Origin of the sequence: Thiorhodococcus drewsii AZ1, assembly GCF_000224065.1 — a bacterium.
Classification (GTDB): Bacteria; Pseudomonadota; Gammaproteobacteria; order Chromatiales; family Chromatiaceae; genus Imhoffiella; species Imhoffiella drewsii.
The window spans coordinates 83,956-110,049 of the sequence record NZ_AFWT01000008.1; the positions used below are offsets into that span (position 1 = coordinate 83,956).

The 26,094-nt window shown below is 61.3% G+C and carries 22 protein-coding genes; 5 read left to right on the forward strand and 17 right to left on the reverse strand.

Annotated features, from left to right (window positions below):
- Window positions 1-3 precede the first annotated feature (3 nt).
- Entirely contained in the window at window positions 4-294 is a 291-nt protein-coding gene (locus THIDRDRAFT_RS07150) for an acylphosphatase (protein ID WP_007040154.1), read from the forward strand.
- Window positions 295-451: 157 nt separating this feature from the next.
- Here THIDRDRAFT_RS07150 and cpdA read toward each other — a convergent pair whose 3' ends face one another.
- A complete protein-coding gene (gene cpdA / locus THIDRDRAFT_RS07155) occupies window positions 452-1,321 on the reverse strand; it encodes a 3',5'-cyclic-AMP phosphodiesterase (RefSeq protein WP_007040155.1) in 870 nt (289 codons plus the stop codon).
- Between the two features lie 288 nt (window positions 1,322-1,609).
- Between cpdA and THIDRDRAFT_RS07160 the strand changes: the two genes are divergently transcribed.
- Window positions 1,610-2,029 carry a rubrerythrin family protein gene (locus tag THIDRDRAFT_RS07160; protein ID WP_007040156.1) on the forward strand — a complete coding sequence of 140 codons (420 nt, stop codon included), beginning with the start codon at window positions 1,610-1,612 and terminating at the stop codon, window positions 2,027-2,029.
- 118 nt (window positions 2,030-2,147) lie between these two features.
- On the opposite strand, the gene THIDRDRAFT_RS07165 is transcribed toward THIDRDRAFT_RS07160, so the two are convergent.
- From THIDRDRAFT_RS07165 to glgX, 3 genes are all read right to left on the reverse strand, one after another.
- A complete protein-coding gene (locus tag THIDRDRAFT_RS07165) occupies window positions 2,148-3,638 on the reverse strand; it encodes a lytic transglycosylase domain-containing protein (protein WP_040844172.1) in 1,491 nt (496 codons plus the stop codon).
- A gap of 134 nt (window positions 3,639-3,772) precedes the next feature.
- Window positions 3,773-4,366, reverse strand: coding sequence for a Maf family protein (locus THIDRDRAFT_RS07170; RefSeq protein WP_007040158.1), 594 nt, complete (start codon window positions 4,364-4,366; stop codon window positions 3,773-3,775).
- A gap of 104 nt (window positions 4,367-4,470) precedes the next feature.
- Window positions 4,471-6,549, reverse strand: a complete 2,079-nt coding sequence (glgX, locus tag THIDRDRAFT_RS07175) for a glycogen debranching protein GlgX (protein ID WP_007040159.1) — start codon at window positions 6,547-6,549, stop codon at window positions 4,471-4,473.
- Between the two features lie 503 nt (window positions 6,550-7,052).
- Between glgX and THIDRDRAFT_RS07180 the strand changes: the two genes are divergently transcribed.
- Window positions 7,053-7,448: a DUF2750 domain-containing protein gene (locus tag THIDRDRAFT_RS07180; protein WP_007040160.1), complete on the forward strand. Its 396-nt coding sequence runs from the start codon at window positions 7,053-7,055 to the stop codon at window positions 7,446-7,448.
- 93 nt (window positions 7,449-7,541) lie between these two features.
- Here the strand turns inward: THIDRDRAFT_RS07180 and THIDRDRAFT_RS07185 are convergent, their stop codons facing one another.
- Complete coding sequence (locus THIDRDRAFT_RS07185; RefSeq protein ID WP_007040161.1) at window positions 7,542-8,468, reverse strand: LysR family transcriptional regulator; 927 nt, start codon at window positions 8,466-8,468, stop codon at window positions 7,542-7,544.
- 117 nt (window positions 8,469-8,585) lie between these two features.
- Here THIDRDRAFT_RS07185 and THIDRDRAFT_RS07190 point away from each other — a divergent pair, with 117 nt between their 5' ends.
- Together THIDRDRAFT_RS07190 and THIDRDRAFT_RS07195 are read left to right on the forward strand one after the other, a co-directional pair.
- Window positions 8,586-9,191, forward strand: a complete 606-nt coding sequence (locus THIDRDRAFT_RS07190) for an FMN-dependent NADH-azoreductase (RefSeq protein WP_007040162.1) — start codon at window positions 8,586-8,588, stop codon at window positions 9,189-9,191.
- Window positions 9,192-9,202: 11 nt separating this feature from the next.
- Window positions 9,203-10,054, forward strand: a complete 852-nt coding sequence (locus tag THIDRDRAFT_RS07195) for a pirin family protein (protein WP_007040163.1) — start codon at window positions 9,203-9,205, stop codon at window positions 10,052-10,054.
- Window positions 10,055-10,097: 43 nt separating this feature from the next.
- Here THIDRDRAFT_RS07195 and THIDRDRAFT_RS07200 read toward each other — a convergent pair whose 3' ends face one another.
- The 12 genes from THIDRDRAFT_RS07200 to cysZ form a co-directional block, all read right to left on the reverse strand.
- A complete protein-coding gene (locus THIDRDRAFT_RS07200) occupies window positions 10,098-12,050 on the reverse strand; it encodes a bifunctional diguanylate cyclase/phosphodiesterase (RefSeq protein WP_007040164.1) in 1,953 nt (650 codons plus the stop codon).
- A gap of 7 nt (window positions 12,051-12,057) precedes the next feature.
- A complete protein-coding gene (locus THIDRDRAFT_RS07205; protein ID WP_007040165.1) occupies window positions 12,058-13,929 on the reverse strand; it encodes a methyl-accepting chemotaxis protein in 1,872 nt (623 codons plus the stop codon).
- Window positions 13,930-13,939: 10 nt separating this feature from the next.
- Window positions 13,940-14,665 carry a hypothetical protein gene (locus THIDRDRAFT_RS07210; protein WP_007040166.1) on the reverse strand — a complete coding sequence of 242 codons (726 nt, stop codon included), beginning with the start codon at window positions 14,663-14,665 and terminating at the stop codon, window positions 13,940-13,942.
- A 162-nt stretch (window positions 14,666-14,827) separates the two neighbouring features.
- Window positions 14,828-15,652: a phosphate ABC transporter ATP-binding protein PstB gene (gene pstB / locus THIDRDRAFT_RS07215; RefSeq protein ID WP_007040167.1), complete on the reverse strand. Its 825-nt coding sequence runs from the start codon at window positions 15,650-15,652 to the stop codon at window positions 14,828-14,830.
- A gap of 25 nt (window positions 15,653-15,677) precedes the next feature.
- Window positions 15,678-16,583 carry a phosphate ABC transporter permease PstA gene (gene pstA, locus THIDRDRAFT_RS07220; RefSeq protein ID WP_007040168.1) on the reverse strand — a complete coding sequence of 302 codons (906 nt, stop codon included), beginning with the start codon at window positions 16,581-16,583 and terminating at the stop codon, window positions 15,678-15,680.
- Window positions 16,580-17,554, reverse strand: a complete 975-nt coding sequence (gene pstC / locus THIDRDRAFT_RS07225; RefSeq protein WP_040844174.1) for a phosphate ABC transporter permease subunit PstC — start codon at window positions 17,552-17,554, stop codon at window positions 16,580-16,582. Before pstC ends, pstA begins: the two co-directional genes overlap by 4 nt.
- 134 nt (window positions 17,555-17,688) lie before the next feature.
- Entirely contained in the window at window positions 17,689-18,747 is a 1,059-nt protein-coding gene (gene pstS / locus THIDRDRAFT_RS07230; RefSeq protein ID WP_007040170.1) for a phosphate ABC transporter substrate-binding protein PstS, read from the reverse strand.
- Window positions 18,748-18,914: 167 nt separating this feature from the next.
- Window positions 18,915-19,193, reverse strand: a complete 279-nt coding sequence (locus THIDRDRAFT_RS07235; protein ID WP_007040171.1) for a hypothetical protein — start codon at window positions 19,191-19,193, stop codon at window positions 18,915-18,917.
- A 220-nt stretch (window positions 19,194-19,413) separates the two neighbouring features.
- On the reverse strand, window positions 19,414-20,175 hold the full coding sequence (locus THIDRDRAFT_RS07240) for an SDR family oxidoreductase (protein WP_245535794.1): 762 nt from the start codon (window positions 20,173-20,175) through the stop codon (window positions 19,414-19,416).
- A 132-nt stretch (window positions 20,176-20,307) separates the two neighbouring features.
- Entirely contained in the window at window positions 20,308-23,403 is a 3,096-nt protein-coding gene (locus tag THIDRDRAFT_RS07245) for a serine hydrolase (protein WP_007040173.1), read from the reverse strand.
- 60 nt (window positions 23,404-23,463) lie between these two features.
- The gene (locus THIDRDRAFT_RS23670) at window positions 23,464-24,558 is read right to left on the reverse strand and encodes a hypothetical protein (protein ID WP_007040174.1); all 1,095 of its coding nucleotides are present in this window, start codon (window positions 24,556-24,558) and stop codon (window positions 23,464-23,466) included.
- 347 nt (window positions 24,559-24,905) lie between these two features.
- Window positions 24,906-26,090 (reverse strand): sulfate transporter CysZ, encoded by a 1,185-nt coding sequence (gene cysZ, locus THIDRDRAFT_RS07255; RefSeq protein ID WP_007040175.1) that lies wholly within the window; start codon window positions 26,088-26,090, stop codon window positions 24,906-24,908.
- Between the last annotated feature and the right edge of the window lie 4 nt (window positions 26,091-26,094).

The window sequence follows — 26,094 nt, forward strand, 5'->3', positions numbered from 1 at the left end:
ACGATGGATGACCAATCGAGTGAGCAGAAGGTTTGCTATCGCTGCCTCGTCGGCGGGCGGGTGCAGGGCGTTTTTTTTCGCGGCGCCACGCGAGAGCAGGCGATGCGTCTCGGCGTGACCGGGTATGCGCGCAACCTGCCCGATGGACGGGTCGAGGTCATGGTATGCGGTGACGCGGTCGCCGTGTCCCATTTGCGAGATTGGCTGCGAATCGGCTCGGCCCATGCCGAGGTCACCGGGGTGGCGTGCGAGACGCTGGATTATCAGCCGCACGCCAGTTTTCTGATCGACTAAGACGTTTGCCGGAAAAGCGCCTACCAGATGGCGCCGGATCGCGGTTCGCCTTCAAGGCGTGCCGACAGGCGCATAGTCAAGCGATGTGACTGTCGGTGCGACACGGAAGGCGGGCCGCGAGACCCGTCAGGTGGTATGAGATTGTGACAGAAATCGCCTAATAGCCTTGTGCCTGATAGATCGGTAGTTCCTCGTAACTGTCGAGCCTCTGGACCTCTGTCTCAAGCCGCCCATCCGCATGGAGGGAGAGCGTGCGGTAGCCCGGTGGTGTTGAGTCGAGCGCGAAGCACTGGTTTCGCGGTAAGAACTGGATGCAGGTCGAGGGCGTTCCTAGGATCTGATATCCCTGGCGATAGCTGGAGAACTCCTGGTGGATATGACCGAAGATGATGCCCTTGACCTGCGGATTGCGGTCGCAGGTCGCGATGAGTGAATCGCCGTTGTCGATACCGATGCCATCCATCCAATCGCTCTGGACCGGGATCGGGTGGTGGTGCATGAACAGCAAGGTCGGCGCCCGGTCGTCGGCCAGAAGATCCTCCAGTTGTGCGATCTGCTCCGGTTTCAGGTGACCTCCGTCGCTGTCGCAGCGGCTGGAATTGAGGAAGACCAAATTCCAGCCCTCCAGGCGGCGCAGCGCGAATGGGCCGACCGCCGCCGCTCCGAGATGCTCGTCCATCAGTCGCTGCTGGTCGTGGTTGCCCGGTGTGCAGAAATAGGGCAGGCCGGTGCTGTTCAGCATGTCGTGCAGATAACGGTAGCCGGCGGTCGATTCGTCATGAACCAGATCTCCGGTGAGCACCAGCGCCTGTGCGCCCGATGAGCGTTCAAGCGCCATCTCCAAGACAGATTCGAAGCTCCTGCGGGTCGTGATGCCGAGCAGACGGCCTTGCGGGGCGGCGAATAGATGCGGATCGGTGAGCTGAATGAGTTTCAATGGATCTGTCGTATGGTTGCGTTTCCCAGAGTCCTGATGCAGCCAAAGTGGATGGCCAAGGTGACGGGTTGAGGACGTGTTTGCCGACATATGATATCCAGTGTTTTTTGTCCGAATCCGCGATTTCAAGGGAAATCCGCGATCGCATGCAGTTTTACCAGCCGCAGTCCTCGTCAGTCGGGAACCTGTTCACGTGCGCTGCAACCGCGTGCGGAACGCGCTTGTCGTTTGCGAACCAGTTCACATGCTCTGTGTTTTTCCTCGCTCTATGAGGAGGGTCCGTGGAAAACTCGATGTTTGCGCGCGCTGCTCGGTCGAGAGTCATCCGTCCAGCCAACCCGTTACAACCCAATCGTCGTCGATCATGAGGAGAGCACAATGGAACTCAAGGGCAGCAAGACCGAGCAGAGTTTGAAACAGGCCTTTGCGCACGAATCTCAGGCGAATCGGCGCTATCTCTATTTCGCGGCCAAGGCGGACATTGAGGGATATAGCGACGTCGCTGCGGTTTTCCGCTCGACTGCCGAGGGCGAAACGGGTCACGCTCACGGCCATCTGGAATATCTGGAGGCGATCGGCGATCCGACGACCGGCCTGCCGATCGGCGCAACCGAGGCGAACCTGAGGGCGTCCATCGCCGGAGAGACTCATGAGTACAGCGATATGTATCCGGGCATGGCCAAGACGGCGCGCGAGGAGGGTTTCGATGAGATCGCCGACTGGTTCGAGACGCTCGCCAAGGCGGAGCGCTCTCATGCCAATCGGTTTCAGAAGGTATTGGACAATTTGGACGCCTGAACATCCTTGGCTCAGAGTCGACGAAAAAAGGGGCGCCAAGCGCCCCTTTTTCATTCCGTCTCTCCATCCGAAGAGACAGCGCCCAGTCAATGCGGTTGGCGTTCCCAGGGCCGCTGGGTCAGATGCCGACGAGCAGGCGCTGACCGACCTGAATATGGTTGTCGTTCGGTCGCATCTTGTTGAGCTTGCGCAGTTTAGCGACCGAAATGCCATTTTGGAGTGCAACCCGGTAGAGGGTTTCCTTAGGTTTTACGGTGTGGTAACGAACCTTTGCGGTCTTCGAGTGGCGCTTGGTGGAGGTCCGGGCGGTTTTGGCATCGGATTTCCGTGCGACCTTGGCGAGCGCCTTGCGCGAGACGGTGGATTGAGTCCGTTTAGGCTCGGCGCGTGCGATCATGGTCGGGACCGGAGGGGGCGGTGTGGAGACGCGCTTCTTCGAGCCATGCGGCAGCCAGACGGTGGTTCCGACCGGAATGTTTCGAGCCCCGTTGCGCAGCGCGTTGCGCCAGTGCAGGTTGAGGTCGGCGAGAACGCGCGGAGACGTTCCGTAATGTCGGGCGATATGATCCGCCGGCATGCTCGATGCCAGGATGAGGCGATCATGTGGCCAGGGGGATTCATAGTGTATCCCTTCGGAAAAATATCGCTTTGGATGCGATGCAACCTCACGGGCGGCAACGAACTCGGAGTAGAAGTTGCGCGAGGCGAAACCGAAATACCGCCCCTTGTAGCTGCTCACGATCCGGCCGATATCGTTTCCGAACTGGGATTTTGCCTTGGCCATACCGCCTTGGCCGTGGTTGTAGGAGGTGATGGCGAGCGGCCAGCTACCGAGCTTGTCGTAGGCCTGTGCGAGGTAACGGGCGGCACCGTCTGCGGCCAGGATGGGATCGTAGCGTTCGTCCACCGAGTTGTTCACGGTCATGTACAGACGGCCGGTGGAGGGCATGAACTGCCAGACTCCACCCGCGCCGACGGAGGATCTCGCGTTGGTCTGAAAGGAGGACTCCACGTGGGGCAGATAGGCCAGATCCTCAGGGACGCCGTGACTGCGCATGATTTCGCGGAAGATGGAGTCGTAGCGCCCGCTGATCTCCAGACCGCGCTTGAAGCGCTCGCGCAGACCGCGTTGAGAGCGAATGCGATCGGAGGCTCCATAGATATTGCTGAGTCCGCCGGATTGCTCGAATTTGGCGACCAGATCCTTATCCGCCGAGGTCGGTTTCTGACCGGAGCGCAAACGTTGTTCGAGGGATCTTACGCGGTCCGTGTAATAGTGGGTTCGGGTTTCCAGCCAGGCCTTTTGGGTGGCGCTATAACCGGCCTGGACCGGACCGGGAAGCCTGACGACCTCGTACACGACGCCTAGATGGTCGCTGTCGTGAATGGCGACGTCGGAGCGGCTCCAGATGCCATAGACATGACGCCAAAAATCCACGTTGTCCTGAATCTCATCCGGCACGGGGAAGGTGCTCGCGTTGCCGTAATCGATGTGCTTGTGGGTGAGTTGACGCTCTCCGCCAGTCCCAGCGCATCCGGCCAGAAATAACATGGCGAGCAGGGCGAGCATTCCCGCTGATGTGCGAAGGTGGGTGAGGTCAGGTCGCATTGTTTGAAAATCCCCCTGGAAAATCGAGGCCCTATGCGGGGTCTCTCGTGTATAGCATGAAGTTTGGACTAGGGTTTGAGGTCTTTCAATGGGCAAATTCCCTAGTGACGGGGACGGTGCCGCGAGGCCGACGTTCAATCGCCGAGGGGATGGATGCCTGCTGCTTCGAGGAGGGGGATGAGACGGATGAGCGGGAGTCCGACGAGCGTGTTCGGATCCTCGCCCTCCAGCCGTTCGAACAAGGCGATGCCGAGGCCCTCGGACTTGAAGCTCCCCGCGCAGTCATAGGGTTGTTCGCGGTCGAGATAGCCTTCGATCCGACGGCGTGAGAGCGCACGGAAATGAACGTGAAAGGGTTCCACCAGGGTGTGCGCTTGGCCTGTTCGGGCATCGAGTAGACAGAGACCCGTCTGGAAGAGGACACAACGCCCCGATGCCCGCTCCAACTGGGCGATGGCTCTGGTGCGATCTCCCGGTTTGCCGAGAATCTCTTCATCGATACAGGCAACCTGATCGGAGCCGATGATGAGCGCGTTCGGATGGCGTTCGGCCACGGCCCGCGCCTTGGCCTCGGCCAACCGCAGAACCAGCACCTGTGGCGGTTCGTTCGGCCGTCGACTTTCGTCGATTCGGGGCGAGTCCGTCAGGAAGTCCAGCCCGAGCTTTTCGAGCAAGGCGCGACGGTAGGGCGAGGTGGATGCAAGGACGAGCGGGAGGGACGATGACAAACGGATCGACTCCTGGTGTCTGGCTGATCTATTAGGAACGGTCTCCTTCGCTGTGCGAAGGGCGTCTGGTTTCAGTGTGCGAAAAGCACGATGAAATGCCGATTTCAGGCTGGTCTGGCCTCCAGAACGACGACGCTAAAGGGACCGAGCTGAAGTCGGTCTTCTGCTATCGGGCGTTGGTCGGCGGGCTCCACGGCGGGTCTTTCGGACGAGGTGTCGAGTGCGAGTCCCCATTGCAGTCCGGCGATCGGCGGTAAGGCAAATGCGATGGGTTCGGATCCCATGTTCAGCATCACATGGAGTGGCTGTTCGTCGTCGACGGATCCTTCCAGCGTGAAGGCCAGTTGACGGCTTGTGGCATCTGTCCAGTTCGGTTGTTCGAGATCCACGCCGTGCCAGATGATGTCCGGCCGGCTGTGGCCGTAATCCGGTTTGCCCCTGAGAAAGCGGTCGCGCGTCAGCGTGGGATGGCGCCGACGCAGGGCGATCATGGAGCGGACGAACTCGAGCATTTCGCTGTTCGTATCGACCAGGTCCCAATCCGACCAGGACAGTTCGTTGTTCTGGCAGTAGGTATTGTTGTTTCCGGACTTGGAGCGAAAGACCTCGTCGCCCGAGAGCAGCATGGGCACGCCCTGGCTCAGCATCAGGATGCTGATGAAGTTGCGCGCCTGGCGACGGCGTAGCGCCTGGATTTCGGGGTCGTCCGTAGGGCCCTCGATACCGCAGTTCCAGCTCAGATTGTGGTCGTGGCCGTCGCGATTGTCCTCGCCATTGGCCTCGTTGTGCTTGGCGTTGTAGCTGACCAGGTCGCAGAGTGTGAAGCCGTCGTGACAGGTGATGAAGTTGATCGAGTTCATGGGCAGGCGTCCGCGCCCCTCGTACATATCGCTCGACCCGGACATGCGGGTGGCGACCTCGGGCACCATGCCGGCATCCCCGCGCACGAAGCTGCGGATGACGTCACGGTAACGACCGTTCCATTCCGCCCAGCGATAGCCCGGGAAGTCCCCCACCTGGTAGAGACCGGCCGCGTCCCAGGCCTCGGCGATGATGTGTGCGCGGTTCAGGGAGGGCGAGAGCTCGATCGCCCAGAGTACCGGTGCATGGTGATGCGGATTGCCGTCCTCGCCTCGGGCGAGCGCGCTCGCCAGGTCGAAGCGGAAGCCGTCCACATGCATATGGCGCACCCAATAGAGCAGCGCGTCGATCAGGAATCGCGTCACCATGGGGTGGTTGCAGTTCATGGTGTTGCCGCAACCCGTGTAATCCCGGTAGAGGCTGCGGTCTTCGAAATCGAGGTGATAGAAAATCTCGTTGCCGAATGCCTTGAAGCTGATGACGGGGCCGTTTTTGCCGCCCTCGGCCGTGTGATTGAAGACAACGTCGAGGATGACGCCGATCCCCGCGCGGTGGAACGCCTTGACCATGTCGCGGAACTCGTCGCGCGCGTTGATGGCGGTCACCGCGAAACCAGGGTGCGGGGCGAAAAAGCTGTGGGTGCTGTATCCCCAGTAGTTTTCCATCCCCATCTTGGCGGTCTGTGGTGGAACGTCTTGGGGATCGAAGGCCATGACCGGCATCAGCTCCACATGGGTGATGCCAAGGTCCTGCAGATAGGGAATTTTCTCGGTGACGCCCTCGAAGGTCCCCGGATGGACGACGCCGGAGGACGGATGGCGGGTGAAGCCGCCGACATGCATCTCGTAGATGATGGCGTTGTTCAGCGACACGTAGAGTGGCTGGTCTTCCTCCCAGTCATAGTCGTCGCGGATCACCTGGGCGCGCATCGCCTTGGCGACATTGTTGCCTGGGCGGCATGCGGTCGCACGGTCCCAGAGACGGTCGCTGATCGTCGTAGCCCAGGGGTCGAGGAGCGCCTTCTCCGAGTCGAGACGAGAGCCGGTCTCGCTGGTGTCGCCCGGTCCCGTGGCGCGCCAGTTGTAGTAAGTGCCGTCGGGTAGATTTTCGACGAAGATGTGCCAGAAAAAGAAGGTGCGGTTGATGCGTGGATTGAGGTGGAGGACCTCGTAAGGTTCCTTACTGGTCTCGCGCTCGAACAGCAGCAGGGACATGCGCTCCGCGTAACGCGAAAAGACGCAGAAATTCACGCCGTCATTCGAGACGGTTGCGCCGGCCGTATCCCAGCTGCCTGGTCTGACGCGATATCTAGGTGATCTCATTGGACGATCTCCAGCGGGTTCTCATCGACCTGACATCAGGGGCCACTGTCCGGTCGACAAGGATAGGAAGGCGTTGTTTTGTAACGCCATGTCTCAATCCTGCCAATTCACGCTCGAGGCCAACGTGTCACTGGCAGGGATGTCTGCCGCCATCCGCCACGGCGGAGGCGGCGACACAGCGTCAGCCTTGGCTCATTTGAGCATCCCTGGGACGAGGAGATAGCCGATGATGGTTCCGACGATGGTGCCAAGCATGGCGCCCAAGAGAATCCCATACCATTTCACGAGGTCACCCCTCTCGCTTCGATCCAAGCATCGGCTATTGTGATCCGCATCTGTGTTGATAGACAAGTCGCACGAATCTCTTTGGGAGCCAAATTGCGACACGCGTTCCGCCCGTTTTCGGGGTTTTCTCTCGTTGGCCCGCGCTGTTAGAGTGATCGGTCCGGTCGCTCGACCGGTTGCCGTTTGTCACCAAACCTGAATACAAGGCGACCCGATCCATGAACGCACCACTGTCTCAATTTGACATCTCCAACCTCTTCGGTCTGCCGGCCTCCGAGCGTTACACCTATTTTCTCACCGAGGTCGCTCAAGCGGGAAAGGTTTGGACGCTGTGCGGTGACGGAGGATTCGTCGCCTTCTGCGACGAGGAGGGGCACGACTGCTTTCCTTTCTGGCCGGCTCCGGAGCTTGCCCGGGCGCTCGCGGATGCGGATTGGTCCGATTGCAAGCCCGAGCCGCTCGAACTCGACGTTTTCATGAACCGTTGGCTCAAGGGTATGGCCAAGGATGATCGTCAGGTCTCCGTCTTTCCTGCGCCGGACGGAACGGGGATTGTCATGGATCCCTTGGCACTGCTCCAAGACCTCGAAGAGGAGCTGAGTCAGCCGGACTGAGGCCGCGAGCTGCCCCCGGATGCCGTCGAGTGGGCGGGTGATCGAGGCGTTGGCGTTGAATGCATCCTGGTTTTCGCCGCGCTTCATCCCGGGCTATGGGGTTGTGGGGATGCCGGTCGGATCGATGGCTCGATGTGCCTGATCCGTCAATAGGCCTCCCAGGGCTCGGGTCGCGGGTCCCGCTCCGATCGGATCCGCATAGACCAGATAGAGTGTCTCGTGACGTTCGCCGCCTTGCGCCAAGGGGAGGGCGACCAGCGTTCCCTGTTTCAATTCCTCTTGGATGTGCGTGCGTGGGATCCAGGCGAAACCGATGCCGCGCTTGAGAATGGCGATGGCCGTGAGCAGGTGGGAGACGGTCCAGCGCTCCTCGGCGCCGAGCCAACCGCTGTCGACCTGACGGAAGCGCCCGGTATCCCGAATCACCAGTTGGCGGTGGGCCCGCAGGTCTTCAAGCGTCAGGGGACGACTCGATCGGCTCAGAGGGTGGTCCGGGTGTGCGACGGCGAGGAAGGTCGCCTGAGTCAGCGGGGTGCCGAGGAATCCGGGTGGAACCAACCCAGTGACCGCGAGATCCGCCCGCTGCGACAACAGCGCCTCGTTGGTTCCGGATAGCACCGTCTCCATCAGTTGAACCCGTGTCTGGGGCGCCTCTGCGCTGAAGGCGGCCAGCGCGCACAGCAAGGGTTCCGGCGGCATGGCGATGTCGACCGCCACACGCACCTCCGCTTCCCAGCCCTGAGCAAGCGTCTCGGCGAGCTGCTCCAGACGACGCGCCTCCTCGAGCATGAATCGAGCGCGCTGCAGCAGGACCTGTCCCTGTGCGGTCAAAACCGTCCGCCGTCCCTGGGCGGAGAGGATGGAGACGGGAAGTTGTTCCTGCAAACGCTTGAGGCTGTAACTCACCGAGGATTGGCTGCGTCGCAAGGCATCGGCCGCCGCCTCGAATCCACCCCGATCGATGACGGCCTGGAGCGTCGCCCATTGCTCCAGTGTCGTTTTAGGTGCCTGGTTCTCCATGATTCATCGAATTATTTGATGGGAAAGCGCCGAAATTAGAATAAATAAACCGATCAGTCGATCCCATCTTCTTCCTCGAATCGTTCGAAACCCTTCAATACCTTCGAGGACGTCAACATGAAACGCATCCTGCACATCGACAGCAGTCTCTTCTCCGGCGACGGTGTCTCTTCGACCCTGGCGGGCGACTATGTTTCGCGTCTGTTGGAACGCGACCCGCAGTGGCAGGTCACCCATCGAGATTTGGGGCGTGACCCCATCGCGCACCTGGATGCAACGCGTCTGACGGCGATCATGACGCCCGAGGCCGATCGCTCGGCAGAGCAGCGGACGATCGCCGAGGAGGCGGACACCCTGATCCGCGAGGTCCAAGAGGCCGATCTGCTGGTCCTGGGCGTCCCCATGTACAATTTCGCGATTCCGAGCGTGCTCAAATCCTGGTTCGATCATATCGCCCGGGCCGGCGTGACCTTTCGCTATACCGCCGAGGGATCCGTCGGGCTGCTCGAAGGCAAGCGGGCGGTGGTGCTCGCCAGTCGCGGGGGCCTGCATCTGGGGCAGCCCACCGATACCCAGACCGACTACCTGGCCACGATGCTGGGATTCCTCGGGATCGACGATGTCGAGTTCGTCTATGCCGAGGGGCTCAATCTGGGAGACGATGCGCGAGAGCAGGCCCTGGCTTCCGCCAAAGACGAGATCAATCAGCTGTTGGCTGCCTAAGGAGAGACATCATGAACAGACGCTCGATCGAGCGCATTTTGACGGCGGTTCCGGCCTCCGACGGCGGCGGAGTCAGCCTCTATCGCATCCTGGGTCCGGACGGGATGCGTGGTCTGGATCCGTTTCTGATGCTGGACGATTTCGGCTCGGACAGCGCCGAGGACTATATCGCCGGCTTTCCGCCGCATCCGCATCGTGGCTTCGAGACCGTCACCTACATGCTGCAAGGACACATGCTCCATGAGGATCACCTGGGCAATCGCGGTGTTCTCGCCTCGGGCGGGGTGCAGTGGATGACGGCCGGTCGTGGCGTCATCCATTCCGAGATGCCGCAACAGGATTCTGGGTCCATGCACGGTTTCCAGCTCTGGCTCAACCTGCCTGCGTCCGAGAAGATGAAGGATCCGGCCTACCGCAACCTTCCGGCCGAAGAGATCCCCGAGGCCATCCTGGACGATGGCATCCAGGTCAAGGTCGTCGCCGGTGACTTCGCGCAGGGTGACGCACATCTGGCGGGTCCGGCCCAGGGAATCGCGACCGATCCGCTCTATCTGGATCTGAGCCTACCGGCTGACGCGCGTCTGGAGCTTCCGATCCAGTCTGGCCATCGTGCCCTGGTCTATCTGATCGAGGGTGAGATCCTGTTGGATGACCGGAATCTCGTTCGGCGTCAGATGGCGGTCTTCGACATGGACGGCGAGTGCATCGCCTTATCGGGCGGTCCGGGTGGTGCACGAGCACTGGTGCTCGCCGCACGTCCATTGGGTGAGCCGATCGTCCATCATGGCCCCTTTGTGATGAATACGCGCGATCAGATCCGGCAGGCGATCCGGGACTACGAGTCCGGTCGACTGACCGGTTGACGGCGTTCGCTCGAACCCCATCGGGCACCGGGCCACCGAGCGTTTATGCGGTATCGGTGGCCAAGTGCCGATGGTTTACCCCCTTGGAGTCCGAGTCGATCGATTTCTCTGGGGCCGTCTCATGCCACGTCGAGTCGGGCAACGTGTTTGTCCGACCTTGCCGATGTTGTCTCAGGGTCAGCCCGGAAGCGCTCCGTTTCGCCTGACTCTTCATGGTCGCGATGATGCGTCCCAACTCGTCGCCGCTCCCGTAGTCGTCTCCGGGCTGGATCTCCAGAATGGCACCGCTGCAGCGGATCAGCGGAATCTGACGCTTCTGACCGAAACGGTCGCGTGCGTTCAGATGGCCCTGGGCGCGGTCTTCGGGATCATAGAGACTTTGGACGTCCGAGCGGAATTTGGTGACCAGCCCCTGCACCTGCTCGATCACCCGATCGAGATCTGCGTTGCCGATCGCGGCGAAGAAATCGTCCCCTCCGATATGCCCGATGAACCAGCGCCCGGAGTTCAGGTGTTGGCGCATGGCCTCGGCGAACATGAGGATGACCCGATCGCCGCGTCTGAAGCCGTAGTGGTCGTTGAATGCCTTGAAATTGTCGAAATCCAGATAGACCAGGTGCCATGTCTCGGAGCGCACCGATAGCGTCCGCGACAGATACTCGTGGATCGTGTTGTTTCCGGGGAGCTTGGTCAGCGGGTTCTGGTCGCGCGCGGCGGCCAGGTTTTTCTCCTCGATCAGCTGCAGTAGCGCCATCGTGCTGACGAAGCCGTGATAGCGCCCATCCAGCGTGACGATGAGTCCGGCCGGATTGGCGCTGGCGGAGAACGCCTCCAGAAAGCGGTCGGCCGAGTCGTGGATATCGATGGTTGGGCAGGGCTTGACGAAATGCTGCAGCGTGCGACCGAAGGAGCGGTTGGCGATCAGATCCCGTCCATAGTTGGAATAGATGTATTCCTTCATGTCGGTCTCGTGGATCAGGCCGATCGGTCGGTCGGCCGAATCGAGCACTGGGATGATGTTGTGCGTCTTGTCGAGACGGAAGGCGTCGAACAGACGCGAGATGTTGTCGCTGGCGTGCAGTGGGGGGATGCGCTCCAGGCAGCGCTCGATCAGTGCCACGTCGCTCGGGGTATCGCGGCGGTTGTTCGCATGGATCTCTGCGACCCGGTCGTAACGGGTCTGCAGCGATTCGATGTGCGTCTGCGGGTGCGCGATCAGATAGCCCTGTACCAGATCGCAGCCGACTTCGCGGCAGGCCAGCAGCTCGGTCTCGGTCTCGATGCCTTCGGCGATCACCTGGATGCCCATGACGTGCGCCAATTGAACCATGTTGGTGACGAAATGACGCTTGCGATGGTCCTCGGGCATGCCGCTGATGAAGAAGCGGTCGATTTTCAGCAGGTCCGGCGGATGCTCGTACAGCAGTCTCAACCCGGCATAGCCGGTGCCGAAATCGTCGATCGCGAAATGGAATCGGTGGTCACGGTAGGCCGAGATCGCTCGCGCGACGGCCGGGTTCGCGGTCAGATCGACGTGTTCCGACAGCTCCAGGCAGACGGTGTCCGGGGTCAAACCCTGTTGGCGTAGAAGTTCGACCATGGTCTCCGGGTCCTCCTCTTCGATGAGGTGCGGATCCAGGTTGAAGAAGAGTTTGTGGCGCGCGGATCCGGGGATTGCGATAAAGCGTTCCAATGCCAGCGCGCGCAGGGTTCTGTCGAGTTCGCGTGAGCAGCCCAGCGCCTTGGCCAGGTCGAATAGAGACAGGATAGTGGGGATGCCCAGTGTCTCCACGCCGCGCAGGAGCGCCTCGTATCCATAGACGCTGCCCGTGTGCACGTTGACGATCGGTTGCAGTGCGTAGGTCAGATGGTCGCGTGCCTGCGCAAGCAACGTCTGCGCGTCCTGTTTCGATCGATGATGGGTGGGATCGATCATCGCAGGCGCTGTGTCGATCTCCTGTGCTGGATCGCCGTTTGGGATGCGGTTTAGATGCATGACAACCTCAATGGATGCGGAAGGCGGCGACATGCTCCGAGAGCCGGCTGGAAAGCTGCTGAAGTTGGGCGCTCTGGGCGAATCCGGAGTCGGCTGCGCCTGAGTTCTCGGCGGCGAGTTGGGAGATCTGGTCGATGGCGCGCGCGATCTCGTCCGCCATGCGGCTTTGCTCCTCGGCCGCGTCGGCGATGCGGCGAGTCATTTCGGTCAGGCTGTTGATCGATTCGCCGAAGGCATCCAGGTTGCCCATCGCCTGGCCGTAACGGTCGAGGCTCTGCTTGGCGCGATCGCGGTTGGCGTGGATAACGCCGACGGCGTCGGTCGAGCGGTTCTGCAGGGATGCGATCAGGGACTCGATATCCTGGATCGAGTGCTGTGTGCGCATCGCCAGTTGGCGCACCTCGTCCGCGACGACGGCAAATCCTCGACCGTGCTCTCCCGCGCGGGCCGCCTCGATCGAGGCGTTCAATGCCAGGAGGTTGGTCTGACTTGCGATGGCGCGAATGACTTCCAGCACGCTGCCAACCGCATTGCTCTGATCCGCCAGGCCGATGACGACCTCGGCGGCCTGATCGATCTCGGTCGCCAGCGTGTCGATCAGCGCCGAGGTTTCCTCTAGGATCTGGCGGCTGTCGAGGATGCGCTGATGGGCATCGGCGGTCGTTCCGACGGCATGGGTCGTGTGGTTGGCCACGTCTTGAGCGGAGCTGGCAAGCAGGCTGACGGCCGCGTTGACATGATGCGTTTCCGCCTTGTGCCGATCAAACTGGATCTTGCTTGTCTCCGCACGCTGGGCCATGTGACTCGCCGAGTCCTGCAAGTTCCCGCTCGCCTCGCGCAGATGGGTCACGATATCCCGGATGTGTTCGACCATGGTCTGCATGGCGCGCATGAGTTCGCCGACCTCGTCGTGGCGGTTGCTGGCGAATGCGACGTTCAGATCGCCGTCGGCCAGTTTGGATACCATGCCGATCGCCTGGTCGAGCGGACGGGTCGCCCGACGCATGTACCAGTAAAGCGCAAGCGTGGCCAGGATCAGGGTCAGAGCGATGCTGGAATAGGCGATCGTCTCGAAGTGGCTCTGAGCGGCGTAACCCGCCGAGAAGTCGCTCAGACTGACGAGACGCGCCACAGGGTTTCCGTCGATTCCTTGGACGTCGATTCGGGTGGCGTTGAAGACGCCCTGATCCAGGTTGGCCGTGCGCCGTCCCTGCTCGCCGAGCCGGCTCAAGGCGTCACCCTTCAGTTGATCGAAGAGCGTGGCATTGGTGTCGCCGAGACGCGCTCCATCGAGACCGATCAGCGCCGACTCGGTCTCGTCCCACTCCTTGACGCGGTCGAGCAGTGGGGCGATGGGCTGCTCTAGGACCAGCGTGCCGATCTGTGCGTGCCGAACGTTCAATGGCGCGGTCAGCAGCGCGATCGGCGTTCCGTCGGTGTCGCGACCGATGCCCCGATGGCGCTCGCCATCGTCGGCGGTCTTTGCCGCCAGGGCGACGGCGTCCTGAGAGACGCGCGCCGGGTCTCCGCAACAGAGAACGGCGTTCTCCGTATCGAAGAGATGGACATGTTCGAAATAGCCTTGCCCCCCAACCAGGTTTTCGAGCGAGGCGACAGCCTCCTTCAGCGCCGTGGCGTCCTTCTGCTTGATGGCCTGTCGGAGATAGAAATCGTCCTCGAAGCTCTTGGCGCCCACAGCCATGTGGGTGAAAAGGCGCTCGCTGACCTGGCGCCAGATGAGTTGTTTGGCGTCAGCCATCTCCGTGGCGACCCGGCTCTGTAGACGCTGGTCATTGAGGTGCGAGACGAGGATCAGCAGTGCCGCCACGACGAGGGTGACGGAGATGGCTGCGAGAGTGACGCTGGTACGGATACGCATGAGGTTCGGTCTAAAGGTTCCTGCAGCGGGCGACGTTGGGTCCGCCAGCTGCGTCTGGTTGGGATCCGTTCAATAGGTAGCGCGGGTCCTCCGCGTTCTGCAGTAGATTCGCCAGGCGCGTTTGCATTCTCGGGATGTCCAGGAACGCCCGGAAGCTCCGTTTGCGGAATCCCTTCACCAATGACGAGGGGTCGAAATAGTCCTTGGCGTTTTGCTCGGTCAGGATGAATGGGGGTTTGCCGCCACGCAGCAGTACATGGTTCATGAGGAGCGTTCCGGTGCGGTGATTGCCCTCGAAGAAGAGTTGAGGCTCGGACAGAATCTGGATGTAGACGCCTGCCGCGCGCCGCCAGATCGAGGGTTCGGGGTGGTCCGCGAGATAGTTCATCAGCGAACGCACGCCCCCGGGATTGCTGTCGTCGTAGAAACGCCGTTCGGTCTCGCTGAAGTGCGGTTTGCAGCTCTGGGACTCGGTGTCCGTGCTTCCGCACAGCACCAGGCAATTGAGCTGGAGCAGAAGCGCCGAGTTGCCGATCGCGAACAGATCGATGTCGGCCTCCTGGAGCCGGTCCAGGAAGGCATAACCGGCGATCAGGTTGTTCAGAACCTCTTCGCCGAGCGGATCGCGGCGACTGGTCAAGTCCGCATTGATGTGGGCGAAATCGCGTTGAACCTTCCGCAGTGCGGCCTCTATCGCGCTCAGATCGAGACGCAGCGTGGATTGGATCCGTTCCAAGCGGGTTCGGCTCCGATGTGCTCGATTCGCGTCATGCCGATTCGAGTCATACTAGGTCTGTTGTTCTATAAGGTGCCGGAGGCGTTCACCTGGAATGCCTCCGGCTGCCCGTATCCTCTGCGCTCCCGTTGGGCGCGGGCATTCGGCACATGGGGCTCGCTGTCAGCTGAATTCGCCGGAGATGTATTCCTTGGTCAGCTGCTCGCGCGGATCTTCGAAGATCTGGCGCGTGGGGCCCATCTCGACCAGATAGCCGGTGCGACCGCCCTGCGAGATATCGACCGAGAAGAAGGCCGTCGTGTCGGCCACGCGGGTCGCCTGCTGCATGTTGTGGGTAACCATGGCGAGCGTGTAGTGCTCCTTGAGCTCCAGCATCAGCTCCTCGACCTGGCGGGTCGCGATCGGATCCAGAGCGGAGCAGGGCTCGTCCATCAGCAGCACATCGGGTTCGGTGGCGATGGCGCGCGCGATACAGAGTCGCTGCTGTTGACCGCCGGAGAGCGAGAGACCGCTGTTCTTGAGCTTGTCCTTGACCTCGTTCCACAGCGCGGCGCTGCGTAGTGCCTTCTCCACCCGCTCCTCGACGTCCCCTTTGAAGCGATTCAGACGCAGTCCGAAGGCGACGTTGTCGTAGATGCTCATCGAGAAGGGATTGGGCTGCTGGAACACCATGCCGATGTAGCGGCGCACTACCACAGGGTCGACCTTCTTGGCGTAGATGTCCTGACCGTGATACATGACGTTGCCTTCGAACCGGAAGACCTGAATCAGGTCGTTCATGCGGTTGAGGCTGCGCAGCACGGTGGATTTTCCGCAGCCCGATGGGCCGATGAAACCGGTGATCTTGTGCTTTTCGATGGGGACGATGCTGTCGCGCACTGCGAGAAAGTCACCGTAGAAGATCTTGTCGACCTTGCAATCGATCACGACGTCTCCGCTCGCCTGGAAAGGCTCGGCGACGAACAACGCCTCAGCTGTTGCGTTCATGTCTTAAATACCTATGTTGCGAGCTTCAGTACTTCGATCGGCCGAGGATGCGTGCCAGGATATTGAACATCAGCACGATCAGAACCAGGGCCAGGGAGGCGGTCCAGGCCAGTTCGATCTGGTTCTGGAACGGCATTCCCGAGAAGTTGTAGATGAGGATCGAGAGCGAGGCGGTTGGCTCGTTCAGCTCCGAGATGTAGTAATTGCTGAAGAGCGCGGTGAAGAGCAGTGGCGCCGATTCGCCCGCCGCCCCGGCGATGGCCAGCATGACGCCGGTGAGGATCCCCGTCAGCCCTGTCGGTAGCACCACCTTGAGGATGACCTGGGTCCGGGTGCAGCCCATGCCGTAAGCGGCGTCCTTCATGCGTTGCGGAACTTGAGACATGGCCTCTTCGGCGGCCAGCAGTACGGTGGGGAGCATGAGCACCGCCAGTGCGATACCGCCCGCCATGGCCGAGTAGCCGAAGTGGATGACGATGACCGCATAGACGAAGACGCCTGCGAGAATGGACGGGAAACCGGTCAGGACCTTGGCCAGAAAACGGGCATTGGTCGAGATTCGGCTGCTCGGTTCGAGTACGCCGAGATAGATGGCTGCGAGGATGCCGATCGGGATGCTGATGAGGGCGCCGATGCCCACCATGACCAGGGTACCGACGAGTGCCGGCCCGATGCCGCCACCCATTTCGAAGCCCGCCGGAGGCAGTCCGGTCAGCACCTCGCCGATCGAGGAACTGAAGAGCCGGCTGCCGCCCTTGAATATCAGCATGTAGATGACGGAGAGCAGCGGGATGGCTGCGAGTCCGGCGGCGATCCAGGTAAGCCAGGTCAGGAGACCACTCTTGAGGGCCCGGATCTCGAAAGTTTGGTGTTCGAGCCGAGGTAGGCGAGGGGGCTCGATCGCGCGGGTCGTGAGGTCGATATCGCTCATTTCTTGCCCTCGAACTTACGCAGGGTGTATTGCTGAATGCCCAGTCCGAGCACGTTGACCAGGAAGGTGATCGCCAGCAGGACCATGGCGGCGTACATGAGTGCATGCACCTCGACCTGTCCGGCCTCGGGGAAGTTGGAGGCCAGGAGCGAGGCGAGCGTGTTGGCCGGCGAGAAGAGCGAGAGGCTGATCTGGTTGGCGTTGCCGATCAGCATGGCCAGTGCCATGGTCTCTCCCAGTGCGCGGCCGAAGCCCAGAACCAGGGCGGCCAGCAGGCCGGAGGAGGCGGTCGGCAGCATAACCTTGAGAATGGCCTCCCAGCGCGTCGTCCCCATGCCGTAGGCCGCTTCTTTGACCTTGTAGGGGATGCGGCGCAGTGCATCCACCGAGATAGCGGCGACCGTGGGCAGGATCATGATGGCCAGGACCAGGGCGGCTGGCGCCATTCCGGGGCCGGAGAGATCGCTGCCGAACAGCGGGATCCAGCCGAACTCGTCATGAAGCCATTCGGCGCCCGGCTTGAGCAGCGGGATGAGGACGTAGATGCCCCAGAGACCGAAGACGACCGAGGGGATGGCCGCGAGCATTTCGATCAGGGTGCGGAAGATCGTCGCGAGCCGGTGATTGATGAAGTCCTGGGTCAGGAAGATGGCGATGGCGATCCCGAAGACTCCGCCCAGCAACAGAGCGAGCAGCGAGCTGTAGAGTGTGCCCCAGATCTCGGGCAGGACCCCGAAGGTTCCCTTGTTGACATCCCATTCGGTACCGGTGATGAATCCCAGCCCATAGTCGCCGATGGCAGGCATGGCCTTTCCGGCGACCTCCCATAGGATGTAAGCGGTCAGGATGATGATGACGGACGCGGCGCTCAGCGCGATGGCGCGGAAGATCCGGTCGCTGGCGTATTCGAGTGCGCTCGGCGGCCCGGAGATGGGACTCGCGGACTGGGCGTGTGGAAACGGATTGGCCATGGCGTTCTCTTGAGAGTGCGGAAACGGCTGACGGTGGCGTTCGGTTCCGAGCCCAGCTGCCACCAGGCGCGGACGAATCCCAGGCGGCTGCCTGGGATTCATTCCTCGCCTAAATCATCAGCGGATGAACAAAATCAGCGGATGAATTCAACCGTGGAGAGGACACGCTCCTGAACGCTCTTGGGGAGCGGGATGTAGCCCATGGAATCGGCGATCTTCTGGCCCTTCTTTACGCCGTATTCGACCATCTCACGCAGCGCGGCGGCCTTTTCGTCGTCCTGGTCCTTGTAAAAGAGCATCCAGGTGAAGGTCGCGATCGGATAGGCGTCCTCGCCGGCCGGATCCCAAACCCAGGCGATCAGGTTCGGCACGTCGCTGTTGGGCAGGGTGCCCTCGGGGAACTCGGCGGAGGCCAGCGCGGCTGCGCCAGACTCGGGACCGGCGGCGATGAACTTGCCGGACTTGTTTTCGAGCTTGGCGACCTGCTTCCAGCCGGTCAGCTTGGCGTAACCGTACTCGACGTAGCCGATGGAGCCCTCGTTCTGCTGCACCTGAGCCGTGACGCCATCGTTTTTGGGCGCGGCGATGAACTTGCCGGTATTGGGCCAGTTCGGGGCCTTGCCCTGACCGACGGTTTCCTTGAAGGTTTCGTTGATAGCCGAGAGATGTCCGGTGAAGACGAAGGAGGTCCCCGAGGAGTCGGAGCGGGTCACGACGGTGATCGGCTCGTCCGGGAGATCGACGCCCGGATTGGCCTCGGCGATGGCGGGATCGTTCCACTGGGTGATCTTGCCGGAGAAGATCGCCGGATAGACGTCACGGGGCAGATTGAGCTCCTTGACGCCCTTGAGGTTGTAGATGATGACGACCTCGCCAGCGGTCATGGGCAGCAGCACGACGCCCTGCTTGACCTGGGCCATGTCCTTGTCGTTCATGGCGGCGTCGGAGGCGGCGAAATCGACGGTGCCGTTGATCAGATCCTGAATGCCGGCACCGCTACCCTTGGACTGATAGTCGATACGGATGTCCTCGTGCTCGGCGCTGAAGTCCTTGAACCACTTTGAGTAGATGGGGAAGGGGAAGCTCGCGCCAGAACCGTTCAGCTTGACCTCGGCGTGGGCGGCGACGGAAACGGCGCAAAGGGAGACCAGCCCGGCGGCGAGCGCCGACTTGATATAGGAAGGTGTTTTCATGACAGAACCCCAGGGGATGATTGACGGCCGGGGCGAATGCCCAATCGGCCTGCGTGGAAAGCCGCTTAATTTTCCCGCTGGACTGCGAACGCTATGATGACGTTTTCAAGAACGTTTGATGACGGCGAGGGCCTCTGGCCATCAAAATCTTGGGGGTGCTGCATGGATCAGGCGATCAGATCCTCAAGATGACCTGTGTCCGTGTCGCCGCGTTTCGACTTGCCGTGATTGGATTCGATCAGACGACGGAAACGCTCTGGATCCTCGTTCAGCATGTGCACATAGTCCTCGACCAGACTCTGCCAGCCGCGTCGGTCGTGCTCCTTGAGTTCGAGCAGGGCGATCATGAGGAGTTTGGAGGCCGCCCGGACCTCCCTGTCCTTGCCTTCTCCGTACCAGGCGACCAGTTCCTCGTAAAGCGCTTCGACCTTTTCGAGCGGTGTCATGATGGCCTCTTGGGCCTGCTGGGCAGGCAATGATGAATGGGCTGATTCGCTCGGGCAGCCGCCGTCGTTCCGATCGGTGCGGGATCAGAGGAGAGACTCCAACCTGTTGAGCGATTCCCGTCCCGAGCCGACATATCCTAGTGCCGGATTGTTGCTCTCGGATGACGTTCGTCGACGCCCTGTCTGCGGGCGCTAGGCTTGCCCGCAGACACGCGCGCGATCAGGGGTAATCTTGGCGGGTGGGGCGAACCACGATGTCGCTGATATGGACATGCGGCGGCTGGGTGACGATGTGATGGATGGCGTTGGCGATGTCCTCGCCGAACAGTAAGGGACCGAACTTCTCGTCGAATTCACGCACCAGATCGTCGCTGTATCCCGCCACCGCTTGGAATCCGCTGACCACGATCCCCGGTTCGACCAGCGAGACGCGTACCCCCTTGGGGCCGATCTCGCGTCTCAGCCCCTCGACCAGTGCATGGACGGCGAATTTGGTAGAGCCATAGACGGCGCTGAAGGGTGAAATGTGGCGTCCGACGACCGAGCCGATGACCACGATGTCGGCGGCTTTCTTGGGATAGGTGTCCTGCTGGGCGGCGACCATGTGTCGTCCTGCGGCCTGCATCAGACGCATTGCACCGCCGATGTTGATACGCATGACCTCCTCGAAGGCGTCTGCGTCGGCACTGGTCACCGCACCGCCCAGACCGCGTCCGGCATTGACCACGACGATGTCGGCTGGGCTTCCGAATTGGTTCTCGGCGGTCTCCAGCATCTGTTGGATCACGTCGGCCTCACTGGCATCGCCCGCGACGCCGACGAAGGATGCGCCGAGTTCGCTCTCCAGGGCGCTCAACTTGTCGGCGGTGCGACCGTTTCCGACCACTGCGAAGCCGGCGGTGACGAAGGTTCGAGCCGTCGCCTCGCCGATCCCGGAAGTGGCGCCGGTAACGATGGCGATACGTTTAGGGTGTGATGACATCATTGCTGCTCCCATGGTTTGGAGGGTCGGAGTGACGTGGTCTTCGTGCCCACGGACATCCCGTTTAAGAGCGCATTTTCTCAACGAGGTTCATTGATCCCTTAGTCCCGTGCCGTTGCCGGTCGAGCGTCTTCAGAAAGCGAAATCGACGCCCGAAGTAAATCCGACATTGGAGTAGTCGTCGCCAGCGCTGACATATAGAGCGGCTTTGACCATCGCGTTTTTGGTCAGTTTGTAGGAGAGACCCGCCGTCATTCTGGCCTCTGGGCCATCCGCCGAGCGACCCTCCAAGGTGCCGTGGCTACCGTCATCGTACGCGTAGGCGATGTCGGAGTTGTCGAGATCCAGGTGTTGGAACAGATCCAGGCTGAGCGAGGGTGCCACTCGCTTGAGCGTGGGTGTAACAGACGCCGTTGCGCCGATGCCGAGGCGCAGCCGCTCGTAATGGCGTCCGCCAAACCGTGCCGGAATGCCGAGTTCGCTGGCCTCGGTGAACGCGGACTCGCTGCCGCGCATGTAGGTCAGATTGGCGAGCCAGTTCCAGTTCCAGCCCCGCACGACCGTGGTGCGCGAGACTTCCATTCCCAGGATCCAACGCTCGTGATCGGTGTCTCCTGTTGCCATCGCGCTTCCCAGATCTCGCTGATAGTCGATATCGCCGAAACCGTAGGCAATGCCCAGACCGAGGTCGACGAGATCCAGATCCAGCTTGGCCGTGATGCCGATCATGGAGGTGTCGAGCTTTTGCTCCCGGTGCGTGTCGTCGATTTTGGCCTTTTCGGAGGTTTTGGCCAGAGAGATCGCCCAGACTCCACGCTCTCCGAGCGGGCCGCTGAGGCCGGCCAACATGCCGCCGATCCGGATGTCATAGCCGGATACGCCATCCGCGTCGTCGAATGAGAACTCGTCTCCGAGCGCGGAGACGACGAATCCGGACAGCTGTTTCTGTTGCTTGGCGGAGGTAGTTCGTGCGAACGTCAAGACGCTATCCATGACGGCAAGCGAGCTTCGATACGCCGTTTCGGCGGTCCCGTCGAAGATGGCAGGGCTGGTGCTCGTCAGCGTCACCGCGCTGGATGAACTCAGCACATCCAGCGCGGTGCGGCTGGAAGCGGCGCTCATCCCGTCGGGATCTTCAACCCTGGCGAAGCGACCGCTAACACCGTTGGCTGCCGTGAGGATCGGCAACTGCACGTCTCCCTTGAGCGCGCTTCCCTTCAATCGCAGCGTTCCATTGCCGAGGATCGCCACTCCTGTGTCCGCGACCGCGTAGTTCTCGACGGTTGCGGTTTGCTCGACGACCGACAAGAGGTCCGCTCGGCTCGAAGCACCATCGACATCGATCTCTAGGACCCCATCGGCGGCCTCGTAGCGCGTGACGGTCAGCGTCCCAAGCGTGTCGCGGTCACCAGGAGTCATGGTGCCGGAACCGGAGACGAGCCCGTTGATGCGTCCGTTGCCGGACAGACGCGAGGCCGCTCCTGTGGAGACATCTCCCGTGAGGATCCCGTTGACGGTGAGTCGGTCGGATCCCCGGGTGATGTCGATACCGCCGCTCACGCTGCCCGTGGGGCCTATGTCGATCGTATCGTTCGATGGGGCGCTGGCGTCGATTGCGATCGTATTGGCTCCGATGGTCTCGATCTTGCCATCGACCTGTACGCTGTTTTCGGTGCCTTCGAGCCGGATCAGGGTCAGATCGTTGCCATAACCTTTCAGAATCCCTTGATCTTCGATCCTGATCGAGCCATTGGTCATGCGTGTGGCGGTCGTGTCTTGGCCGTAGAAGACATAGGTGGGCACGGGCGCGTCGAAGCCGATTTCAGGGCTCACCCAGCGGTATCCCGAAGGTTGGACCGTGAAAGCAGTCGTCATGTTGCGCTGTTGATCCGCAACCGTGGTGCCCCGACAGAGGGTGCCGCTGTCCGAGGTCGAGCAACCGTTCGGATCCCTCACAAAGGCATCGAAAATGGCGACCGTCTCCTGCAGATCGTAAAAATAGTCGTTGATGTCGGCTGGCGTGAACTGGCGGTTGCCAGGAAAGCTCAGGAAGGTATTGAGATCCGATACGATGAAGAGATCGTCCGCCGTGGTGTCGGGGTCGCCGGGGAAATGGAACATCAGGGTCTGATAGCCGCTCAGCTCGCCACCGTGACCCAGCATGAAGACGCCGGTCTCGGTACTGTGCTGGCCATAGATCGCAAAGCCGTAGCCGCCTTCGATGATGCCGACCTCGCCATTCATGATGTTTGTGTTCTTTAGTCGCTCTGCAAAGACTGCCGGGGCCAGGGTGCCATTGCGGTTCGTTGTCAGCTCGATGAGCCAATCCAGTTGGTCATGAACATTCGAGATCATGGCGCCGGCCGAGTTGGGCACCGAGGGGGTCGTGAAGGTGAAGTCCGTCAGCGCGCCGTATGTATTCCATGTCCCGTTCGTATGCTGGTCGGATCCCCACTCGGTGCCGGTGGGATACAGCGTATTGGTCAGACCCAGCGGCTCGATCACACGCTCGGTGATCAGTTCGCGGATGGTTCTGCAGTTTCCTGTCTCGCAGCTGGCCGCCTCGGCGATAATGCCTGCCAGCGTGAAATTGGTATTGGAGTACTCAAAGGTTCCTTGATCTCCTGGTGTCATCGTCGATCCTTCGGCGAGAGCTGCAGCGATCAATTGGGCGCGCGCCAAGTCGTAGTCGCCATTCTTGGCATTCCATGTATCCAGAATGGTTGCGCCTGGGTGGTTCGGGTCCTCGCCTGACAGATATTCCGCGATTCCGCTGCGCATCGAGATGAGGTCGCGAACGGTGAAGGTCTCGCGCTGCTGCTGGCTCATGACGCTTAGGGCCTGTGTCGCGGCGGGTTGGCGCACGTACCATTCCTGTAGCGTATCGTCCAGGCCAATCACACCCTCTCCGACGAATTGGAGCACCACGGTCCCGGTATAGGTCTTGGTCTGACTACCGATGTGAAAGCGGTCGTCGACCGTCAAGGCCCGTCCGCCCTGGGACGCCGTAGCCGGGCCTGTCGTCCCTGTCGCATGGGTCCAGCGGCCTCCGTTTCCGAACTCCATCCCAGAGACCACCCCGTAGAAACCATGCTGTCCGACCAGCGCGTCTTGGGTGATGTCCAGGTAGCGGGAGAGCGCTTCGACGTCCTGGGCTTCAGCTCCGCCGCACATCGCCAGTGTCAAGGCTGTCGCGAGTGCTTTGCGTGTGTCATGAGTGCCGTTCATCGTGAATGTACTCTCTCGCAGTGGTGGAAATTAGCCATCGGATGTGAGTTCTACGAATCGTCAACCATATTTGGGCAAGCGCAATGGAATGATGAGGTCGAATGAGAGGTAGCCTTCGGGCCTTCCGGCGGTTGCGACAATGGATAGCCCGGTCTGCAGCTTGAATCCGTCGTGCCAGTCATAGTCAATGCCAACCGATATCAACGATGTGTTGCTGCTTTGTGATAGCCGGCGATAGGCATAGGTCAGTGAGAAGGTGAGTCGTTTGTACTGGTAGGCGGTATTCAGCTCGGTGTATTGGGCGCTTTGGTTCATTCCTTGATAGCCGTCGAAGGCGGCGACCTCGGCATAGAGCGACCAAGCGTCGCCGATTTGCCGTAATAGGCTGGCGACGCCTCCGATTTCATCATCTTCGGATGTGCTCACACCCGGAAGATAGCGTGCGCCTAGTGAAAGGCGTCCCTTGTGAATCGTATGAGCCCACTCCAGCGCAACATTGTTCAGGTGGCCAGAGGGATAAGAGCCGACGGCATCGAAGGAGACATTCTTGCCCAGCTTGCAGACTGCATCGGCGGGCAAGACAGTGTCTGCGGACGAGAACAGAGAGACGGTCAATGAACCGTTTTCGGTCTTGTGCGCTAGGGAGGCGCCAAGGCACTCGGTGAGTTCATAGTCTTCGGCGAGGTAGGCGGCCGCGACCCCCTTCGCCAGGGACCAGCTGTTTCCGAAGACGGGTGCGAATTTACCGATGCGTAACCTGTTGTCAGCTCGATCGAATTCGGCGTAGACCTGGTAAACGACATGGCTCGGCGCGCCGAACTGAGCGCCACTGGAAGACTCGGTGTAGTCGATCTCGTTTCCGTAGAGCCCATAGAGCTGCGTGCGGTTGGAAAAATACCACTGGCCTAGAATGAACAGTTCGATATCGCCGTCGTTCGTGGCCGCCTGATTGAGGGCTAAATCGAGCTCGGTCTCAACGGATACCGCCCAATCGAAGCCATGCCGCTCCTGTGCGTCTTTGGCATAGACTCCCGAAGGTGACGCGAGCGTGAGTAACGCGAGAATGGCGGGTCGTGCCGCGTCGTGAAGATGGTTGGGGCGCTTCCTGTCGCGAGGCGCTGTCCAGGATGCGCTCAGAGGCTGATCGACAGTCATCGCAGCGACATCCGGTGATATTGACAGGGGTACGACCTTCTCTTGTGGAGAGGACCAAATGCCCGATGGGGCAGTGGTCTCAGCCGTAATGCGGGGTGCTGCCCGTTTTTAAAGGTCGGTCAATCGAAGCCAGTCTCGGACGATTTCGTTCACGTCACGTTGACTGTAGATCACGCCGGCAATCGCTGCCAGCCGGGGACGTGGTGAGGTGCCGTCCCCTGGGTTCGCTGCACTGTACCCGGGCTATGTCTGTCGCCCGGATGGAGCGGGAGCGCAATCCGGGGATGTCGTTGAGGTGGGGTGGTCGCCTGGGTTTCGCTGTGCTCCACCCAGGCGACGGACGGGCGTCAGGCTGTGAGGATGCGTTTGGCCTCGTTGACCTTGGCGGCGAGGTAGTCCGAGCCGCCGCGGTCCGGGTGGATCCGCTGGATGAGTCGACGGTGCGCGGTCTGGATCTCTTCCGGTCCGGCGTCGCGCTCGATGCCGAGGATGGCGCGTGCCTCGCTCTCGGTCATGGGGGCCGACCCCGGCTGTGGCGCGGCCTCGGGGCGGTGACGCGGCGGTGGTTCTTCCACCTGGTGTCCGCGCGCGCGGGTCAGGTAGACCTCCAGCGCCTCGGCCGATTCGGCGTCCGTTCGATAGCAGGTGGCCAGGAGGTCCAGTAGCTGCTCGGTCGGGATCTGTTCGAGCGATTGTCCGCGCAGTGGGCCGAGCAGGATCTCGCCGCTCATGGCGCCCGAGAGATGGTCGATGACCAGCAGCACGTAGCGGGTTGCGACCCGTGACTGGTTGGGATCCTGGTAGTTGCTGGCGCTCCGGAATTCACGTACCCACATGGCCGTGGCTCCGGCGACCGCGCTCGGCATCATGATGAAGTTGACCACGGGGATCATCCCGAGTCCGGCGGCGGTCGCGCCGAAGCTGAGGCTCATCGTGCGGCGGCTACGGAGCTTCTGGCGCATCTCGGCGAACTTGAGTCCGTGATTGCCCATCGGGTAGTCGGAATATTCCACCGCCAGCATCCAGGCTGTATAGAGAAACCAGATCGCCGGACCCACGATCGGGACGAACAGCAGCACCAGGAAGGGGATGGCCCAGAGCAGCGCATAGAGGATCTTGCGCAGTTCGTCGAACAGGGTCGGTACCAGCTCTGCCAGCAGTCGGCGGAAATCGCCTTCCTGCTCGATCGGGCGTCCGGTCAGCAGGAGTTCGACCTTCTCGGCCAGCAGGCTGTTGAAGGGTGAGGCGACGAGGTTGGCGACCATGCCGAAGGTGTAGAAGACCACGACGAGTAGCAGCACGATGAAGATGGGCCAGAGGATCCAGTCCAGCCAGCCGAGCCATTCGGGGACGTGCGACTGCAGGGTCGCCATGAGTCCCTCGAACTGGGTGACACCGAAATAGATGCCGCCCGTGAAGATGAGGATGTTGATCAGCAGTGGGATGAGCACGAATCGCCTGAGACCTGGGCGTACGATGAGGCGCATGCCCTGCAGCAGGTATCCGGCACCAGAAACGGGATTGGTGACCATAAGA

Coding starts and splice junctions, on each gene's coding strand:
- THIDRDRAFT_RS07150 (WP_007040154.1), top strand. CDS start 4: ATGGATGACCAATCGAGTGAGCAGAAGGTTTGCTATCGCTGCCTCGTC.
- cpdA (WP_007040155.1), bottom strand. CDS start 1,321: ATGTCGGCAAACACGTCCTCAACCCGTCACCTTGGCCATCCACTTTGG.
- THIDRDRAFT_RS07160 (WP_007040156.1), top strand. CDS start 1,610: ATGGAACTCAAGGGCAGCAAGACCGAGCAGAGTTTGAAACAGGCCTTT.
- THIDRDRAFT_RS07165 (WP_040844172.1), bottom strand. CDS start 3,638: ATGCGACCTGACCTCACCCACCTTCGCACATCAGCGGGAATGCTCGCC.
- glgX (WP_007040159.1), bottom strand. CDS start 6,549: ATGAGATCACCTAGATATCGCGTCAGACCAGGCAGCTGGGATACGGCC.
- THIDRDRAFT_RS07180 (WP_007040160.1), top strand. CDS start 7,053: ATGAACGCACCACTGTCTCAATTTGACATCTCCAACCTCTTCGGTCTG.
- THIDRDRAFT_RS07185 (WP_007040161.1), bottom strand. CDS start 8,468: ATGGAGAACCAGGCACCTAAAACGACACTGGAGCAATGGGCGACGCTC.
- THIDRDRAFT_RS07190 (WP_007040162.1), top strand. CDS start 8,586: ATGAAACGCATCCTGCACATCGACAGCAGTCTCTTCTCCGGCGACGGT.
- THIDRDRAFT_RS07195 (WP_007040163.1), top strand. CDS start 9,203: ATGAACAGACGCTCGATCGAGCGCATTTTGACGGCGGTTCCGGCCTCC.
- THIDRDRAFT_RS07200 (WP_007040164.1), bottom strand. CDS start 12,050: ATGCATCTAAACCGCATCCCAAACGGCGATCCAGCACAGGAGATCGAC.
- THIDRDRAFT_RS07205 (WP_007040165.1), bottom strand. CDS start 13,929: ATGCGTATCCGTACCAGCGTCACTCTCGCAGCCATCTCCGTCACCCTC.
- pstB (WP_007040167.1), bottom strand. CDS start 15,652: ATGAACGCAACAGCTGAGGCGTTGTTCGTCGCCGAGCCTTTCCAGGCG.
- pstA (WP_007040168.1), bottom strand. CDS start 16,583: ATGAGCGATATCGACCTCACGACCCGCGCGATCGAGCCCCCTCGCCTA.
- pstC (WP_040844174.1), bottom strand. CDS start 17,554: ATGGCCAATCCGTTTCCACACGCCCAGTCCGCGAGTCCCATCTCCGGG.
- pstS (WP_007040170.1), bottom strand. CDS start 18,747: ATGAAAACACCTTCCTATATCAAGTCGGCGCTCGCCGCCGGGCTGGTC.
- THIDRDRAFT_RS07235 (WP_007040171.1), bottom strand. CDS start 19,193: ATGACACCGCTCGAAAAGGTCGAAGCGCTTTACGAGGAACTGGTCGCC.
- THIDRDRAFT_RS07240 (WP_245535794.1), bottom strand. CDS start 20,175: ATGTCATCACACCCTAAACGTATCGCCATCGTTACCGGCGCCACTTCC.
- THIDRDRAFT_RS07245 (WP_007040173.1), bottom strand. CDS start 23,403: ATGAACGGCACTCATGACACACGCAAAGCACTCGCGACAGCCTTGACA.
- THIDRDRAFT_RS23670 (WP_007040174.1), bottom strand. CDS start 24,558: ATGACTGTCGATCAGCCTCTGAGCGCATCCTGGACAGCGCCTCGCGAC.
- cysZ (WP_007040175.1), bottom strand. CDS start 26,090: ATGGTCACCAATCCCGTTTCTGGTGCCGGATACCTGCTGCAGGGCATG.